16 protein-coding genes are annotated in these 16716 nt (G+C 34.2%); 5 read left to right on the forward strand and 11 right to left on the reverse strand.

Annotation, left to right across the window (positions count from 1 at the left end; genetic code table 11):
• Window positions 1-114: 114 nt before the first annotated feature.
• The 5 genes from ACM6F9_RS06935 to ACM6F9_RS06955 form a co-directional block, all read right to left on the reverse strand.
• Window positions 115-474: a hypothetical protein gene (locus ACM6F9_RS06935; RefSeq protein WP_414845018.1), complete on the reverse strand. Its 360-nt coding sequence runs from the start codon at window positions 472-474 to the stop codon at window positions 115-117.
• A 97-nt stretch (window positions 475-571) separates the two neighbouring features.
• Entirely contained in the window at window positions 572-1471 is a 900-nt protein-coding gene (locus ACM6F9_RS06940; RefSeq protein WP_414845019.1) for a hypothetical protein, read from the reverse strand.
• A gap of 275 nt (window positions 1472-1746) precedes the next feature.
• A complete protein-coding gene (locus tag ACM6F9_RS06945) occupies window positions 1747-1878 on the reverse strand; it encodes a hypothetical protein (protein ID WP_414845020.1) in 132 nt (43 codons plus the stop codon).
• Window positions 1879-2000: 122 nt separating this feature from the next.
• Complete coding sequence (locus ACM6F9_RS06950; protein WP_414845021.1) at window positions 2001-2540, reverse strand: hypothetical protein; 540 nt, start codon at window positions 2538-2540, stop codon at window positions 2001-2003.
• 179 nt (window positions 2541-2719) lie between these two features.
• Window positions 2720-2953: a helix-turn-helix domain-containing protein gene (locus tag ACM6F9_RS06955; RefSeq protein WP_047486272.1), complete on the reverse strand. Its 234-nt coding sequence runs from the start codon at window positions 2951-2953 to the stop codon at window positions 2720-2722.
• A 91-nt stretch (window positions 2954-3044) separates the two neighbouring features.
• Here ACM6F9_RS06955 and ACM6F9_RS06960 point away from each other — a divergent pair, with 91 nt between their 5' ends.
• Window positions 3045-3590: a hypothetical protein gene (locus ACM6F9_RS06960; RefSeq protein ID WP_414845022.1), complete on the forward strand. Its 546-nt coding sequence runs from the start codon at window positions 3045-3047 to the stop codon at window positions 3588-3590.
• A gap of 381 nt (window positions 3591-3971) precedes the next feature.
• Here ACM6F9_RS06960 and ACM6F9_RS06965 read toward each other — a convergent pair whose 3' ends face one another.
• Window positions 3972-5189 carry a hypothetical protein gene (locus ACM6F9_RS06965; RefSeq protein ID WP_414845023.1) on the reverse strand — a complete coding sequence of 406 codons (1218 nt, stop codon included), beginning with the start codon at window positions 5187-5189 and terminating at the stop codon, window positions 3972-3974.
• 377 nt (window positions 5190-5566) lie between these two features.
• Between ACM6F9_RS06965 and ACM6F9_RS06970 the strand changes: the two genes are divergently transcribed.
• The 4 genes from ACM6F9_RS06970 to ACM6F9_RS06985 all read left to right on the forward strand — a co-directional run bounded on the left by ACM6F9_RS06970 (window position 5567) and on the right by ACM6F9_RS06985 (window position 11234).
• Window positions 5567-6238: a hypothetical protein gene (locus ACM6F9_RS06970; protein WP_414845024.1), complete on the forward strand. Its 672-nt coding sequence runs from the start codon at window positions 5567-5569 to the stop codon at window positions 6236-6238.
• A gap of 145 nt (window positions 6239-6383) precedes the next feature.
• Window positions 6384-8888 carry a PIG-L family deacetylase gene (locus ACM6F9_RS06975; RefSeq protein ID WP_414845025.1) on the forward strand — a complete coding sequence of 835 codons (2505 nt, stop codon included), beginning with the start codon at window positions 6384-6386 and terminating at the stop codon, window positions 8886-8888.
• 100 nt (window positions 8889-8988) lie between these two features.
• On the forward strand, window positions 8989-10680 hold the full coding sequence (locus ACM6F9_RS06980; protein WP_414845026.1) for a sodium:solute symporter: 1692 nt from the start codon (window positions 8989-8991) through the stop codon (window positions 10678-10680).
• Window positions 10681-10715: 35 nt separating this feature from the next.
• Entirely contained in the window at window positions 10716-11234 is a 519-nt protein-coding gene (locus ACM6F9_RS06985; protein ID WP_414845027.1) for a DUF2911 domain-containing protein, read from the forward strand.
• Between the two features lie 71 nt (window positions 11235-11305).
• Here the strand turns inward: ACM6F9_RS06985 and ACM6F9_RS06990 are convergent, their stop codons facing one another.
• From ACM6F9_RS06990 to ACM6F9_RS07010, 5 genes are all read right to left on the reverse strand, one after another.
• Entirely contained in the window at window positions 11306-12418 is a 1113-nt protein-coding gene (locus tag ACM6F9_RS06990; protein ID WP_414845028.1) for an alpha/beta hydrolase family protein, read from the reverse strand.
• 41 nt (window positions 12419-12459) lie between these two features.
• A complete protein-coding gene (locus ACM6F9_RS06995) occupies window positions 12460-13071 on the reverse strand; it encodes a porin family protein (RefSeq protein WP_414845029.1) in 612 nt (203 codons plus the stop codon).
• 183 nt (window positions 13072-13254) lie between these two features.
• Window positions 13255-14268, reverse strand: a complete 1014-nt coding sequence (locus ACM6F9_RS07000) for a sensor histidine kinase (protein WP_414845030.1) — start codon at window positions 14266-14268, stop codon at window positions 13255-13257.
• The gene (locus ACM6F9_RS07005; RefSeq protein WP_414845031.1) at window positions 14255-15010 is read right to left on the reverse strand and encodes a LytR/AlgR family response regulator transcription factor; all 756 of its coding nucleotides are present in this window, start codon (window positions 15008-15010) and stop codon (window positions 14255-14257) included. Before ACM6F9_RS07005 ends, ACM6F9_RS07000 begins: the two co-directional genes overlap by 14 nt.
• 139 nt (window positions 15011-15149) lie before the next feature.
• Entirely contained in the window at window positions 15150-16631 is a 1482-nt protein-coding gene (locus ACM6F9_RS07010; RefSeq protein WP_414845032.1) for a serine hydrolase, read from the reverse strand.
• Window positions 16632-16716: the final 85 nt, after the last annotated feature.

A 16716-nucleotide genomic window follows, 5' to 3' on the forward strand; every position in this document is an offset into this window, starting at 1 on the left:
TATGATCCTTTTCTTTAAACTTATGCAAAGTCAGGATACTTCAGAGATTAAGGGCTTATACAAAGAATTAGTTTTGAATAAAGTAATTCAATTATTTAGTAAAACATGAAAATGTTACATTTTGTTATTAAGATTTGTCCAATCATCATAGTTAGTATTTTCAAATATGTTTATTAATTTTTCAGCTAAAACAATATTTGCTTCGTCTGAACTTACTCCTTCAATAAGATTTATTTCTCCTGTTGGCATATTTAAGATATTCTCTTGAGCGTAATTAATGTAAGCCCTATAGGTATTATCTTGAATATTTGCAACAATCCCAATTGCAATTCCATATTGATTCAAAAATATACTAAAGAAATCGTAGTAATCCAGTTGAGCTTCCATATATCTAGAATGAATGAATCTTTTTACATCATTACTACTGTCAAAAAAGTATTTTAACATTTTTGAATTAAATTTTGGATTTCCCATAATTATAAGTTTTTATTTTTAATACCATGAAAATTAAGAAACACTATTTAATTTGTGGCTAGTAAACAAGATCATTACCTTTAAACTTGCGTCAAAGTTAGTCGTCTTTTGCGAATTTTTTTTTCATAAGTCTACTATAATTCTTCCCAAAGACATTGATGTAATTTCTTGTTTCTCTCTTTTTTAAAAGAGTTTTGTTCTTTTTTATACATGAAAAGTCATCAATTTCGTCATAGAATATATGTTCAAAAACACACGCATATAAATCAAGCATAATTAAAGCTCGATGACATATTAAAAATGTTTTTTCTCTAGATCTTAGAATAACTCCAGCATTTTCTCTATTTTTAAGATTTACATAGAAATGATTTGGGAATTGTGAAGAGTCAATATGTGTTTTTGAACTAAGTTCTCCATAAATAATACCAATACTTGGATAAAATTCTTTTAACTTGGAAATCGATCTGGTTGGTGATTGGAAATCTTCAATTTCATTTCTGAATTGTGTATCATATGCAAAAGCAATTTGTTCTATTATTTGTCGGATTATTGCATAGCATTCGTAAATATAATCATATTTAATCAACATTCTTAATGCGCTAAAATTACTATCCAGTTTTTTATAAATTATACCGCAATGAGAATAAGCAGTGCTTTTTTCTTCAAAATTTATATCACCTAAAACTTGTTTATATTTAAGATAAATTTTTTCCTGGAATTGAAAGAATATATTTCTCAAATCATCATATTCTTTAAGTTCACTATTGCCATAGTCTCTTTCATTTTCTAACATCATTTCAACGTGATCTTTAAAATAACTGTTTTTAAAAATGTTATCAACAGAAGTGTTTCCAAAAAACAGAGTTCTTAATGCTGCTTTTACATACTTTTCCTGCTCGAAAGTGAAAGTGTCAGGAACAATTAACGGTGTATCTGCAAACCAAATAACTTTGGTTTTAGCAAAATCAATAGAGTAAATATCTTGTTTTATATCCATTACTAAATTATTTATTATTCATTAAGAATTATCGCAAAATAAATAAAAGTCTGCGCATTCTTTTTGCGTAATAATATATGTTTTATCGTATCTTAAAATTATCATTCTTCAAAAAATTGAAAGATCAGATGGATTCAATTTTAAAGCCCGTAATTAATTTGCTTGAAAAAAAATTAAAGTCATAATATTTTAAAGAGTATTATTAAGAAAATTGGATGCATAAATTCTTATAACAAAAATCCCAACGAAAGCTGGGATTTGGTATAATATATAGTTTATTTACCTTGCTGTTTCTTAGGTGGTTTTAAAGAAGGTGTATTTCCTGGTGTCTCTTTATTATCGCGTTGGCGTTTGTCTGGTTTACCTGTTGATGTTGCTATTCTTTTTGGCCCTGTTTTAAGTCCCATAATATTAATGTTTTATTGTTAACTAAGTCAAATTTACAGATGATAATTTATATTATTTCACGGTTTTCCGTAAATAGCAAAACATACTCCAAAATCAGGAGACTTAGGAGAGCGGATTTTTATTATTGTTTTGTCAAGTTTTGCATTTTTTTTAAAACAATATCTTTTATTCCAAACTCTAAACACTCAGTACTTCCTCTAAAAGTTAAAATTGGTTTGTACGATAGTTTAGAATATTTATTTTTTAATTCGCTTTCTAGTATCATAGCATCTTCACCAATATTTATTTTTTTGCTAAATAATATTTTATGTGAATAAGGAATTTCACCTTTTAGTACTCTAGTTTCAATATCAGTTATAGTTACTCCGAATTTCAAGAATCTTTCTCCATTTCCAAAACACTCAATTAAATATAAAAACTTAGATTTATTATACCATTTACTTTTATGAAATCCACTTTTTTCACTTTTATCGCAACTTGGACAACCTCTTTTATCAGAATAGTGAGCTCTTGGTCTCATTTCAAAATCTCCGTGTTCATTACATGTTATAATTACTCTGTTTTCTGTAGTCGTATAAATAACCTTAGAATAATCATACTTGCTACCATGTACTTTTTTAGATCTCCTTAAAAAATCTTCAAATGTTGTTCTTTGTGACATATTTGTGAAATTTTACATAATATTATACCAATATATCTAATCATATATTCGCCATATTATAGTCTCTTTTAAATGATAAAAATAAAAATTATGTCAAAATTATTAATCCGTATTTTTACGGAATTTCTTAAAAATTTCGAAAATTTCTTCACAAAAAAAAATCCCAACTTTCGTCAGGATTATTCATTTATAAGTTTAAAGAAATCAGATAAACTAATTTTTCTTGCTTCACATATTTTAAAAAGTGTTTCAACAGGTATTCTGTAAGTTTCTTCACTTTTAATTTTTCTGATGGTGCTTTCTTCTACACCATGATTTTTGGCAAATGAATTTTGTGACTTGCCTTCTTGAAGCCAAGGTATCAACCATTTTTTTGTAATGTATAAACAAATTTTCTCGTTTATATCTGTCATAGAACAAATGAAATAATTAAATAGTGAAAAATTACGGTCGATCGACCGTAATTGAATTTCTTTTATTACATTTATAAAAAAATACAAACTCATGAAAAAGATAAAAACAGATTTTACTCACCGGTTTCGGGCAGACAAGAAGAACTCCGGCTTACAGCTGATGGAAACTTTCTTTCAGTTCAATGAGCTGGATGTTTCCAAAGAATTGCTCAGCAACATTATGAATTATGCAGTAAAGAGAAATAGCTGGATCCATGAAGATCCGGCGGTCATCTTCCAGTTTCATCAGTCGATGAGGTCGTTGATTAGGGCAGGATATCTCATGATGCTGAAAGAAAGAAAATGGACGGTCGATAGCCAGCCGGAAAAGATTTCCCCGTGGGTTCTTGGGCTGCTTTCGGAGAAAGAATACCGGAATCCTTTGCTGGTTTTCAAAAATGCATTCAGTGAATACAGCATCAAAGAATTTGATTATTTTATGTCCGGAATCGTTTATTTCTCAATGGGTGTCTATGAAAATCTGCCGGAAAGAAATATCGTGATGCCCTACATTCATACAGTTAAAATGCTGGAGGCTGCACACCTTATCCTTCAAAGAAGAAGAGAAAAGAAATTGGCTGAAACCAATTCAGGATAAGAGGGTTGTGTATAAATTATTGATTCAGATAGGTAATGTTCTGGTGACGTGTTTTTCTGACGCAAAGGTTTCATTGTTAAAACTGTTGATTGTAAGAAAGCAAAGAATAGAATCAATAAAGTTGATTCATTGAAGCGTATGTATAAGTATACTGCTTCATCAGTGACAAAGTCGCATCATTTTACCCACTAAAATAAAACAGAATTAGTAATGAACTTTGCGTTAATCTTTTTTTCAAAAAATAGCTTCAAATATTGTGTTCTGCTATGCAAAGCCCGACTTTAAGATTATTCCAAAGTCAGGAGACTTCGGAGAGCAGAGAAAAGAAAATGGCTGAAACCAATTAAAAATAAAAAATGCCCCTTTTTCAGGGGCATTATATTATTGTGCTTTTACTTGCTCTAGCTTGATGAATATTTTAGTAAGGTTAGGTTGGGAATTGCCCGAAGTAGGGGCTCCTGCCATAATGGTTGCGGTATAAGCAGTTTTTGAAGAAGAATTACTGTCTATCCAGGTATATCTTCTATGCTCAGGTCCGCCACCGGATCCATCGATAATCCCTATATTCCCCCAGTAAGCGTTACCCATTGCTCCTGTACCTTGAGGAAACCAGGTAGCCGATGAATCTGCCATACCACCCCAAACTCCTGAAGTGATATTGTTGGTTGTTACAGCGGAACCAATATAACCGCCATATTCGGTATTATAATTCCAGTACAGATTAACTGTAGCACCTGTATTATTAAACAACTGTACATTAGGATTGGCAAGGGTTGTACCACTTGTGGTATCAAATATTACCCTGATTGAATACTTACCGTCTGGGGTAGCAAGAGGGAAAGTATACGCTTGCTTCCCATTGGGATCGGTTGTTAGGGTAGGGTAGCCCATCACAGCGACAGACGCAATGTCTGCACGGCTGCTATTTCCTACTGTAGCAGTACAGTTCTGTCCTGATGTTAAGAAAGGAATTGCAGTGCTGTTCAGAGGAAGAGTCATATCATTAGCAGTGGTAGGTGTTCCCGTTACTGAGAATACTAATTCGCCATCACCAAACTCTAAAGTTCCGGGTCTTAATTGGAAGGTTAATCCATTTACAGTAAAAGGAGCTCCTGAATTATAGGCACCACCGCTTCCCTGGCTATAGGTGACTTTTAGGTTTCCGGTGAAAGGTGTACCGGCAGTATAAGTAGAAGGACTTAAGTAAGCTGAAGTACATTGTAATGCAGAAATCGTTGGAGGGATAGCATTTGTTGCTTGTGTAAGTCTTTGCCACACAGATCCATCAAAATAATAATAGCCCATAGCAGTAACATTAACACGTTGTCCTGCAGTATCACCACCAGTAACGTCTGTAATATAAATCAATGCTCCGCTCTGATCGCTGCCGTAACTTGCCGTATTTGCTGTAAGCTCAGCTCTTGTAAGCCTCGGAGCCTGTAATCCGAATGTTTGTGTGTTATCCGTAATCACTCCCGAAATATCTCTTTTAGCAGATACATCCACTATTGTTTTTGGGGAAGTTGTATTAAACCCTACTTGGGCTAATGAGAATCCAGAGATAAGAATAGCACTGAATTGTGTAAATTTTGTTTTCATATTAAAGTGATTTATGTAGTGAGCCAAATATAGCTTTTTTTATGGAAAATAAAAAATAATAGCCTTATAATTGATGAGAATTAACTAATTGGTAATGTTTTATTTGATTTCAGTATTCTATTTTTAATTAAAACAGAATTATTAATAAATCTCGCGTTCAACTTTTTAATCAATAATCAATCAATCTGGTTTATTGGTATAAGAAGTAGAATTAACATTTTTGTAAAATAAAATCGGGTGCATTCAGGTATATAATGCCATAATTTGTTCTATATTTAGAAATATATTAGTATATGTATTTTACTGATATTTAGAAAAATGGCTTGTGTTTGTATTTTACACTCTAAAACATGCCTGTAAATAATATAAAAAAGACAATGCCAATAAACCCAATACCTCCGGATGGAGGCCTTTTATATAAAGAAACAGATATGACTCAGTTTTTTCCTGAGCCATTAAATGCAATAACTGCCGTATTTTTTTTAGCCATAGCCATTTTCTGGACCATTAAAATGAAGGGTAATTTTAAAGAATATCCTTTTTTAGCATACTGCCTGGTTTTATTATATGTGGGTGCCATAGGAGGAACTGTTTACCATTCATTCAGGCAATGGCCGGTATTTATCATGATGGATTGGTTACCGATTATGTTGCTTTGCTTGTCTGCCGGATTTTATTTTGTTGCTCAGAGTACCCGATGGTATTATGCTGTAGTAATGGTTCTGGCATATGCAGCACTTATGTTGGGTTTGAGAAACTGGATTTTGAAAGATAACCCTTCTCTTTTTATCAACGTCAATTATGCAATCATGGCCTCATTTGTGGTTTTCTCGGTACTAAGGTATTTGATGTATACCCACTGGAAAGCTGGTAAATGGGTAGGTTTTGCTGTATTGTCGTTTGTTTTTGCATTGACCTTCCGTATCGCTGACAAATGGGAATGGTTCAGTTTCGGAACCCACTTTTTATGGCATACTTTCGGGGCGATAGCAACGTTTTGTATGTTTAATTATATCTATCTTACACGGAATACAATTAGAAAAATATAAGTGGTTTTTATTTTCCTTGAAACTTTAATTTATACATAGGTAATCAACATTGATGTTTATTTTATTTTGTGAAATTTAGAGTTTAATTCTTTTAAGGTTGAAAGAAAGATGATTTACTTATATTTGCTCTGCAAAGCAAATCTAAATGTTCAAAAAAGTAAGTACAGTATTTATCCTCGGATTTTATACGGTTTTTTGTTCGGCCCAACAGGTCCGGCCTTCCAAATCATCTGAAATTTACCGCGAAATCAAAACCCTTAAACAGCTGCCTAAAGTTTTATACCTTGCGGCTCACCCTGATGATGAAAATACGGGATTGCTCTCCTGGTTAATCAACGACCAAAATGTAGAAACAGGCTACTTGTCTTTAACCAGAGGTGATGGCGGTCAGAATTTATTAGGTACAGAGCAAGGTGCTGCATTGGGTTTAATCAGAACACATGAACTTTTAGAGGCAAGAAAGTTAGACGGTGCCCAACAGTTTTTTACCCGGGCGATTGATTTTGGGTTCTCTAAAAATACAGCTGATACTTTTAAACAATGGGATGCAGACAGTATTACAGCGGATGTCGTTTGGGTAATCCGTCAATTCCGTCCTGATATTATCATTTGTCGTTTTCCTCCTACTGCTGCGGCAGGACATGGACAACATGCAGCTTCGGCTGTGGTGGCAGAAAAGGCTTTTAAGCTGGCAGGAGATAAAACCGCTTTCCCGGATCAACTGAAATATGTTAATGTATGGCAGCCAAAACGTGTATTGTGGAATACTTTCCGATTTGGTGGGGTCAATACAACCGCTGAAAATCAACTGAAAGTCACGGTTGGGCAATATGACGCACAACTGGGGATGGGCTATGGTGAATTGGCAGGATTAAGCAGAAGTTTACATAAAAGCCAGGGTGCGGGAACACAATCTGTAGCCGGGATCAGAACTGAATATTTTTCCCATGTTATCGGTGAGCCAGCAAAAACAACACTTTTTGACGGAGTAGTCAAAACCTGGACTTCACAAGGAAACGCTGATATTGACCAATCATTGGATCAAATTATTTCATCTTTCAATTTCAATAATCCAGACCAGAGTTTACCTGCTTTACTTGCTTTGAGAAAAAAGGTCATGGCACTAAAAGATGCAGATCTGAAAAAGGATAAAATTAAATATCTAGACAACATTATTTTAAGTTGTGCCGGTTTTATGGGTGAGGTAGTTACCAATCAGGCTGAAGCTGTTGCCGGGGATCATTATAATTTCAGATTAAATCTGATTTCAAGAGCTGCAAATCCTGTTGTTTTAGAAAATGTAAAATGGTTAAGCCAATCAGAAAATTTCAATAAGAAACTGTCAAAAGATTCTTTAATTACCATTCAGCATGACATTCAGATTCCTGCAGATGCTGCACTCACAGAACCTTACTGGTTAGCAAAACCAGCTACGAATGCAGCAACTTTCTCTGTTCCGAATGATACTTTAATCGGTTTGCCAGAGGCAGAATCACCCCTGAATGTCTTACTTGGATTAAAAATCGGTTCTGAAAATTTTCAGGTTAAACTTCCTTTATCTTTCAAGAAATTAGATCCGGTGCGTGGTGATGTAGTGGAAGCTTTGCGTATTATTCCTGCATTGGAACTGAAATTTACACAGCCCCTTTATTTAATCAAAGAAAATGAAGATTTACATTTGAGTTTAAACTTTAAGGTTAATGCTAACAAACAGTTCAGTAATGGTAAGCTTAACCTGATCTATAACGGAGAACGATTAGGAGGCGCTGATGTAAATTCGCTCAATGGCAAAGATTTTACTGTTGACTACGTTATTCCAAAAACTAAGCTTGCAGCAATAAGTTCATCTCGCTTACAATTGGATGCTAATTTTGTTGCAGATGGAGTCACTTATAATAAAAAACAAATATTAATTCAGTATCCGCATTTACCCTCTTTACAATATTTTACGCCTGCCACTGCCATCGTAATGAAAGGCGATATTCAGACGAAGGTTAAAAAAGTAGGGTACATAGAAGGTGCAGGTGATTTCATTCCTGAGTTCCTGCGCATTGCAGGTATTCAGGTAGATGTCCTGAAAGATGAAGATTTTTACGGCAACCTAGATGAATCCGGTGGAAACGGTAATCAAAACAAGCTATCACAATATGACGCCATCGTATTAGGGGTTCGTGCCAATAATACCGAGAAAAAATTGGGTCGATGGATGCCTTTCTTATGGTCTTATGCAAAAGCCGGAGGTAATTTGGTGATGCAGTATAACACCAATCAGGATACAACCGTTGACAAATTGGGGATGTACAATTTCAGCATTGCAAACAAACGTGTTACAGAAGAAAATGCTATGGTTACATTTTTAAATCCCAATCATAAATTACTGAACTTCCCGAATAAAATTACTACTGATGATTTTAAAGGTTGGGTACAGGAGCGTGGCGCCTATTTCCCTGCTCAGTGGGACGCAGCGTATGAACCGCTTTTTGAAATGCATGATACGGATGAAGAACCTCTTCAGGGATCCACTTTATATGCCAAATACGGGAAGGGTAATTTTATTTATACACCGTTGGCATTTTTCAGACAGTTGCCTGCAGGAAATGTTGGTGCAGCACGTTTATTTTTAAACTTTTTATCTGCCCAGAAAAACTGATGAACAAGAAACTTAAAAATTGGAATATTTGGTACATACTATTAGCAATTGCATTAGTATTGCAGATCGCATTTTATTATTGGTTTACTAAATTCTGGGCATGAGTAATATAGATTGGACAGTTCTCATTTTTACACTTGTTGCAGTGGTTGTTTACGGCGTATTGATCGGTTGTGGTCAAAAGAGCAATGAATCCTACCTGAAAGCAGATAATAAAATGCCCTGGTACATTGTACTTTTAGGGATTATGGCCACGCAGGCAAGTGCCATTACATTTCTTTCAGCACCGGGACAGGCTTATACAGACGGGATGCGTTTCGTTCAGTATTATTTTGGTTTGCCTTTGGCGATGATTGTGATCTGTATTACTTTCATTCCGATTTTTCAGCGCTTAAATGTTTACACGGCCTATGAATATTTAGAAAACCGTTTTGATAAAAAAACAAGAGTCCTTACTTCATTGCTTTTTCTTTTTTCCAGAGGTTTATCAACCGGAATTAGCATTTATGCTCCGAGTATCATCTTATCAAGCGTTTTAAACTGGAATATCTATTTGACTAATATTTTAACAGGTGGCATTCTGTTGATTTATACTTACGTTGGCGGAGCGAAAGCAATCGCTCACACCCAAAAATTACAGTTTCTTATTATTCTGGGAACAATGGCTTTTGCAGGGTATTTACTTATTCAGAATATGCCGAATGGAATTGGTTTTAATGATGCACTTTATCTGGCGGGGAAATCAGGAAAGCTGAATGTAATCACCACAGAATTCGATTGGAAAGATAAATACAATATCTGGAGCGGTTTAATTGGAGGTTTTTTTCTGGCACTTTCTTATTTCGGTACGGACCAGAGCCAGGTTGGGAGGTATATTACTGCGAAAGACAATACCAATGCAAAAATGGGCTTGCTGTTGAACGGATTGGTTAAAATTCCGATGCAGTTTGCTATTCTTCTGATCGGTGCTTTGCTTTTCGCATTCTTTTCTCTAAAACCGGCTCCGATTTATTTTAACGAACGTTCTTATCAATATTTAAAGGATACAAAACCTGATCAGGCTGCGGTTTTTGAAAAAGAACATCAGGATTTACAAATAAAATTTAATGCAGAATCGAAAGAAATTCTAAAGTTGAAAGAAACTCATTCTCCACAACTTCAAAAAACGATTCAGGATTTTAAAAATACACAAACCGAAGTAAAAGCTTTGCATGGAAGGGTAGAGGAAGCGATCAATCAATCAAACTATAACGCGGAGAAAACGGATACGAACTACATTTTCCTGTATTTCGTAAAAAACACTTTGCCTGTAGGGATGATTGGTTTGCTGTTTGCTGTCATTTTTCTGGCTAGCTGGGGTTCCATTTCGGCAGCGTTGAATTCTCTTGCTGCCTGCTCATTAAAAGATATTCATTTAATATTCAAAAAAGAAATTCCTGATGAGAAAACCGAATTGAAGTATAGTCGTCTGCATACGTTAGCTTGGGGGATTTTCTCAATTGGCGTGGCGATGTTTGCCACTCAAATGGGTTCCCTTATTGAAGCGGTGAATGTACTAGGTTCTCTTTTCTACGGTCCGATATTGGGGATTTTTCTGGTCGCATTTTACTATAAAAAAATCACTGGCTCAAATGTATTTATAGCTGCCATTTTATCAGAAATTACGGTTATTGCCGTGTATCAATTTGATATCGTTTCTTTCCTTTGGCTTAATGTAATTGGCGCAGCAGCAGTTATTGTATTTTCTGCAATCGGATTGCTGTTTTATAAACAGAAAGAAGTAAATTCGTAAGCAAATAATAATAAAAACAAACAAATAAAAATAATATGAAAACAATCATGAAATCTGCCGCCGTACTTGTTGCGACAATGACAATCTCCTTGAACGCCTTTGCACAGGAAACTAAAAAACCTGCCAGTCCTCCAGCTACAGCTACGGGAAAAATTAAAGATGCAACTATTACCATTGCCTATAGCAGTCCTTCAGTAAAAGGGCGTACTATCTGGGGTGGTTTGGAAGCTTATGATAAAGTTTGGCGTGCGGGTGCCAATGAAGCCACTACTTTCGAAACGGATAAAGATATTACTGTTCAGGGTAAAAAACTTCCTGCAGGTAAATACAGCTTTTTCTTAATCCCTAAACAAAGTGGAACCTGGACTGCAATTTTTAATAAAGAGCCAAAACAATGGGGTGCTTACAAATACGAGGAAGCAAAAGATGCTTTACGTGTTGATGTAAAAACAAAGGCTTTACCAGCAACACAGGAAGCTTTAGTTTATAAAATAAACAATAATGGATTCACAATGGATTGGGATAAAATCTCAGTTCCTGTAGAAATAAAATAGATTTGAATCTTTAAACAAAAAAATCCCGTCAATACGGGATTTTTTTGTTTTTAAATTATAAGGTATAACAACTAGGGCTTTACCTGTATTTTCAACCAGTGCAATATTTCTTTCAAAGCTGTTGGAGAGTAGGTTTGTTTTATTTTTTGATACTCCTGAGGGGCTCCTGTATCAGCTTCCTGAAATAAGTGATTTAAATCCGGTAATTCCATAATGGTTATGTTTTTATTTCGGGCTTTTCTTAATGCTTTTTTTATGGCATTCAGGTTTTCTTTTGGCGTTATCTGCAGATCTTTTTCTCCGTTAAGAGCTAAAACCGGAATCTTTACTTTTTTTAATGTATTTACAGGATTATACCTGATGAAATATTGCATCCATGGGGTAGCATAAGTTTCGACCTGTGAGTGGATGAACTCATCTTCAGTCATATTATCAGGCTTCTTAAAGTCTGGATTTTCATGTAAGAATTTCAGCAGATTACTTCTCAAATCGATTCTTAATTGTTCAATATTTGAGGACTTTTTTACAAGATCAAATATTTTTTTGTTGACTTTTTCTGTTCCTTTTATTTCTTTATTGCTTACTCCTGATGCTTCTGCTATTAATCTTTGTTGTATCTGAAGGATTTTATCACCAGGAATTCCGGGCCCACCCAACATGACAATAAAAGCCACATCTTTAGATTGAGTTGCTACTAATGGAGCGATCAGACCACCTTCACTATGGCCTATCAAACCGATTTTTTTCGGATTAATTTCCTTTCTTGTTTTTAGATAAGCAATGGCACTTTCTACATCACTGGCTAAATCTACAGAGGTGGCACTTTTGAAGTTGCCTTCAGACAAAGCTGTTCCTCTGTCATCATAACGTAGAACTGCAATTCCGTTTTTGGTAAGATAGTCTGAGAGAACCAGAAATGGTTTGTGTCCTGCTAATTCTTCGTTTCTGTTTTGAGGGCCGCTTCCGGTTATCAAAATAACAGCAGGGAAAATACCTTCTTTTTTTGGAAGTGTTAAAGTTCCGGCTAAATGTATTCCTGCCTGTTTATTTTTAAAATGAATATCTTCTGAATAGTAAGGGTAGGGCCCTTTGGGTTCCTGTGGTCTGTTGGTTTTAATACTCTGCGCAAAAATTGAAGATGTTGATACCAAAACGACCATCAATAATTGAATTATTTTCTTCATTTCTTTAATGTTAAAGGTGAAAAGTTGTTCTGCTTTAAAATCTATAGACTGTATCCGATTCCCAGTCCAAAGGTCTGGCGTCTTAGAGAGCTATTGCTTATTGATCCGATTCCATTTTGTGAAATATAGGAAGCATTGATCTGAAAATGCCCCCAATCATAACCCAACATAGTTGCTGCACCATAATTAAGTTGTTTCATTGGAGATTTTCCTTCCGCATCCTTACTATACATATCACGATTTCCTGCTTTAGCACTGAATCCATAACCGATGTAAGGACCAATTCCAAAGAATGCTTTTCCCGCTCCCGTCTTGAATTGAAAGACTCCATAAAGAGGAACTTCCAGGTCATAAGATTCTAATTTGGATTTTTCGGCAGTGAATTTGTTCTGCATCTCAGAATTTCGATAATGAATCATCAGATCAGTTTGAAGGGCAAACCATTTTCCGAAATCATATTTTAGAAATCCCCCTACGGAAGCTCCTAATTCCGGTGAACTTTTTGAATAATCACTTTCTGAATCATACTTATAGAATGTTGAATTGACTCCGCCTTTTACTCCTAAAGACATTTTGTTTTGGGCATGTAATGTAACAGAACCCATAAGGAATGTTGCTGTAGCAACAATTGATAAAATTACTGACTTTTTCATCGTAAAAATTGATATATACTAAAAATTATCAGGCAAAATTGCAGATTAGAAGTATTGGATTGAAGTCTTTTCCGATGAAGTTCAGGATAAAGAAGATGAAGCTTGTTACCCGATAGATCAAAATTTAATAGAAGGAAGAATAAATTAATATTTATCGAAAACAAACACCTGTAAGATAGATGATTAATCCAGAAAAGGCATTTTTACAATAAACTTTTTGTCAGTCTTTGTAATATGAATGGTTTTGTTGTACAAAGCATATTGTTTTTCTAAATTTTTCAATCCTACACCACCAGAGTCAGCAGTTTTTCTCAATTGAAGGTTGTTAGAAACAGTAATGCCATCTTCGGATATTTCAATATGAATCATTAATGGCTGGATAGCACTTGTGATATTGTGTTTTACAGCATTTTCCAATAACAATTGCAAGCTTACAGGAATGACTTTTCTATGGCCATCTGTACTATTGATAAGCTCGATAAGTAAGTTATCTTCAAACCTGATCTTTTCCAAAAATATATAAGAATCTAAAAATGCCAGTTCTTCTTTTAAAGTAACTGTTGGATGCTCATTGGTCAGCAGTAAATAACGGTATACTCCGGACATCTTTTTTGCAAAGAGATTTGCTTTCTCGGGGTCTTCATAAGCAAGCGAGGACAGAACATTGAGACTGTTGAATAAAAAATGCGGATTGATTTGTGCTTTCAACGTTTCATACTGATATTGTATTTTCTCTTTTTCCATTACAGCCATTTTATTTTCAGCATCAATCTGCCGTTGACTATAAAAGAAAATTTCAATTAAAAGTACGATAATACTGTTCCAGAGAATAATGAAAATAGTTGATTTAATAACTTCCGGATCACCGTCAAATATAGATATCCCTCCAAGAATAAGATTTCCAAAAGTTATTATCAGTAGGGAAAACAACGATGAAATGAACAGGTCTAATGTGACATGAAAATAAATATTGCGTATTTTAAAATGCTTGTAAATAGCATTAATAATCAGAAAATCTGCAAATGCAATAAACATACAGGGGAATAAATTGACGACAAAAAATTGTGAAAAGTCTTTCTCTTTTCCTGTTAATACCTGAAATACATAATAAAAGAGAACCAATAGTGTTGCGACTATCAGTACAAAAGAAATGATATGTTTTTTATTGATGTTTTTCATCATTTTAATTCCATCCATCAACCCATTTTAAGAAATCTGCAACCCGTTCGCGACTGACTAAAATTTCATGTGGACATTCTGGTTGAAACGTAAGTTTTAGACGACTGTTAAAGTATTTGGATATTTTTTTAATGGAAGTAATATTAGCGACACAATTTCGGGAAACCCGAAAAAAAGTTTTTTTGTCTAATTGTGATTCTAGCTGAGTAAGTGTATAATCAATAACAAATTTCTTATCAGAAATGGTGTGTAAGAAAACTACTTTTTCCTCACTGTAGAAAAAAGCAATATCATTGATGTTTATATGGTTATATGTATCGCCCATTTGTACAAGGAAGCGATTTTTCTTTTGACTTCCCAGTAAAGCTTCCTCTATTTTTTTATAATCAAAGGTTGATTCTTTTGCCGAATGCTGTTGTTGCAGTTTTTTAAGAGCAAATGATAATTCATCTTCTTCAACGGGTTTCAACAGATAATCTATACTGTTTAATTTGAAAGCCCGAATAGCATGTTCATCGTAAGCTGTAGTCAAAATAACCGGAATTGATATCTGGATCTGGTCAAAGATTTCAAAGCAGTTTCCATCAGCTAAACGGATGTCCATCAGCATAAAATCTACTGTATTATTTTCGAGAAAAAGAATAGTATCCGCAACAGATTCTGTTCTTCCCACCAATATATAATCAGGGCATAATTTTGCCATCATTCGTTTTAGTTCCAGATATGCAAATCGCTCATCTTCTACTATCAGATATTTCATATCATAAATCTTCTATTGTAAAAATACGGATTGTTAATCATAACTAAACTGGATTTATAGATAGAGTTTAGTATTAAGAGGATGAATCATCTACTGATCAAACTGAAGTAAATTGATTTCTTTTGTTTTTTTAATCGATCTAATTTTTATGATCCCAAATTTGATTGATTTTTGAAAGCATTTCTTTGGCATTTGTATTTTCTGGATTTAGCTCCAAAGATTTCAGATAATTTTGCTTAGAAAGTGTATATTCTTTATTATTAAAATAGGCTTCTGCTAAGCTATCATAAGGATTAGCCGAGTTTGGGAATTGGGAAACATACAGTTGAAACAGTTTGATGGATGAAATTATGTTTCCACTTCTCATCAATTTGTAGCCTAAATTATTCAATTCAGATTCATCAGAAAAATTGAAAGAATCTGGCTTGTTTTTCTTTAATTCTTTGTAATAAGCAATTCCGGAATCGATATTTTCAAAACATTTTTTCTCAATTTCTCTTCCTATTAATTTTTGTCCAAACGGTTTCAAATCGTCTATCAGATTTTGAACAGCATGGTATAAATTCTCATAGGTATTTTCTCCTCCTTGATTGGTAATCACAGAAATCCCGATGTTATAATCTGGGAAAACCCAAAATAAATTCTGTGTCCCAAAAGCACCACCGTGTTTCCTTGCATTTCGCCCGTTATGATTTACAGTAACTTCATCCCAAAAATAGGCGTTCCAATAGTTTTTATTATGGAGTAAATCTCTTTGTGACTCCTGAACCAGTTGATTCTTTTTATCCAGCTCAAATTTCAAAAATGTGGTTAAATCTGCCAGAGTTGATTTCATATAACCCGAAGCTCCCCAGAGTGAGTATGGTAAAAACGGCATCAAAACTCCGTTTCCGTCGTAACCCCTTGCAATAGTTTCGTTTTGATTGATATGAAGTTTTGTGTGAGTTAATTGTAAAGGAATCAGCATGTTTTCTTTCAATAATGTTTCAAAGCTTTTTCCATAAACATTTTCAAGAATATGTGCTGCCAGCTGTAAAGTTCCGTTATTATAATTATAAACTGTCCCTGGCAAAGTCTCCACTTTAATTGATTTCAAATCTTTGAAAAATTGCTCTTTCGTATATGCTTTTTCCAATTTTTCAACTTTAAAAGCAGTACTATCATTCCTTACTTTCAACAATTCACTTCTGTCTGGTAAATCTTTATTGAAACCGGATTTCAATGAAACCAAATCTTTAATTGTTACAGGTGTTCCATTAAACTGAAGATTCGGATAAGATCCTGTAATGTATTTTCTGATATCATCATCCAGATTGATCTTTCCGTCCAAAACAGCCTTTGCCATCAATGTTCCGGTAAATAATTTGGTAATGGAAGCGATTTCAAATAATGTAGAATTGTTGGCTTTATTTCCTTTTCCTTTATCCATTTCACCGTAATGTCTGGTGTATGTTTTCCCGTCTTTCACGATTCCGATAGAGAAAGAATTCGCCTTTGTTGCTTTTAAAAATATTTCTGCTTGAGAATCCATCGAAGCAAAAATTTGGTTTTCAGTGATGGTTTTTTGGGCAAAAGCAAAAAATCCGGATATGAGTAGGATGATGGTAACTAGTTTTTTCATTTAGGTGTTATTGATTTTTAATTAATAAGACAACTCAAAAAAAGTATTTGTTACATTAAGAATTATGTTGTTTCCTAAGTTTCTT

This window comes from Chryseobacterium sp. IT-36CA2, from assembly GCF_949767875.1.
Taxonomy (GTDB): domain Bacteria; phylum Bacteroidota; class Bacteroidia; order Flavobacteriales; family Weeksellaceae; genus Chryseobacterium.

Bases quoted from the DNA above. Each gene is read 5' to 3' on its own strand.
- ACM6F9_RS06940 (WP_414845019.1), bottom strand. From the start codon at position 1,471: ATGGATATAAAACAAGATATTTACTCTATTGATTTTGCTAAAACCAAA.
- ACM6F9_RS06990 (WP_414845028.1), bottom strand. From the start codon at position 12,418: ATGAAGAAAATAATTCAATTATTGATGGTCGTTTTGGTATCAACATCT.
- ACM6F9_RS06950 (WP_414845021.1), bottom strand. From the start codon at position 2,540: ATGTCACAAAGAACAACATTTGAAGATTTTTTAAGGAGATCTAAAAAA.
- ACM6F9_RS06960 (WP_414845022.1), top strand. From the start codon at position 3,045: ATGAAAAAGATAAAAACAGATTTTACTCACCGGTTTCGGGCAGACAAG.
- ACM6F9_RS07005 (WP_414845031.1), bottom strand. From the start codon at position 15,010: ATGAAATATCTGATAGTAGAAGATGAGCGATTTGCATATCTGGAACTA.
- ACM6F9_RS07010 (WP_414845032.1), bottom strand. From the start codon at position 16,631: ATGAAAAAACTAGTTACCATCATCCTACTCATATCCGGATTTTTTGCT.
- ACM6F9_RS06955 (WP_047486272.1), bottom strand. From the start codon at position 2,953: ATGACAGATATAAACGAGAAAATTTGTTTATACATTACAAAAAAATGG.
- ACM6F9_RS06985 (WP_414845027.1), top strand. From the start codon at position 10,716: ATGAAAACAATCATGAAATCTGCCGCCGTACTTGTTGCGACAATGACA.
- ACM6F9_RS07000 (WP_414845030.1), bottom strand. From the start codon at position 14,268: ATGGATGGAATTAAAATGATGAAAAACATCAATAAAAAACATATCATT.
- ACM6F9_RS06965 (WP_414845023.1), bottom strand. From the start codon at position 5,189: ATGAAAACAAAATTTACACAATTCAGTGCTATTCTTATCTCTGGATTC.
- ACM6F9_RS06980 (WP_414845026.1), top strand. From the start codon at position 8,989: ATGAGTAATATAGATTGGACAGTTCTCATTTTTACACTTGTTGCAGTG.
- ACM6F9_RS06935 (WP_414845018.1), bottom strand. From the start codon at position 474: ATGGGAAATCCAAAATTTAATTCAAAAATGTTAAAATACTTTTTTGAC.
- ACM6F9_RS06975 (WP_414845025.1), top strand. From the start codon at position 6,384: ATGTTCAAAAAAGTAAGTACAGTATTTATCCTCGGATTTTATACGGTT.
- ACM6F9_RS06970 (WP_414845024.1), top strand. From the start codon at position 5,567: ATGCCAATAAACCCAATACCTCCGGATGGAGGCCTTTTATATAAAGAA.
- ACM6F9_RS06995 (WP_414845029.1), bottom strand. From the start codon at position 13,071: ATGAAAAAGTCAGTAATTTTATCAATTGTTGCTACAGCAACATTCCTT.
- ACM6F9_RS06945 (WP_414845020.1), bottom strand. From the start codon at position 1,878: ATGGGACTTAAAACAGGGCCAAAAAGAATAGCAACATCAACAGGTAAA.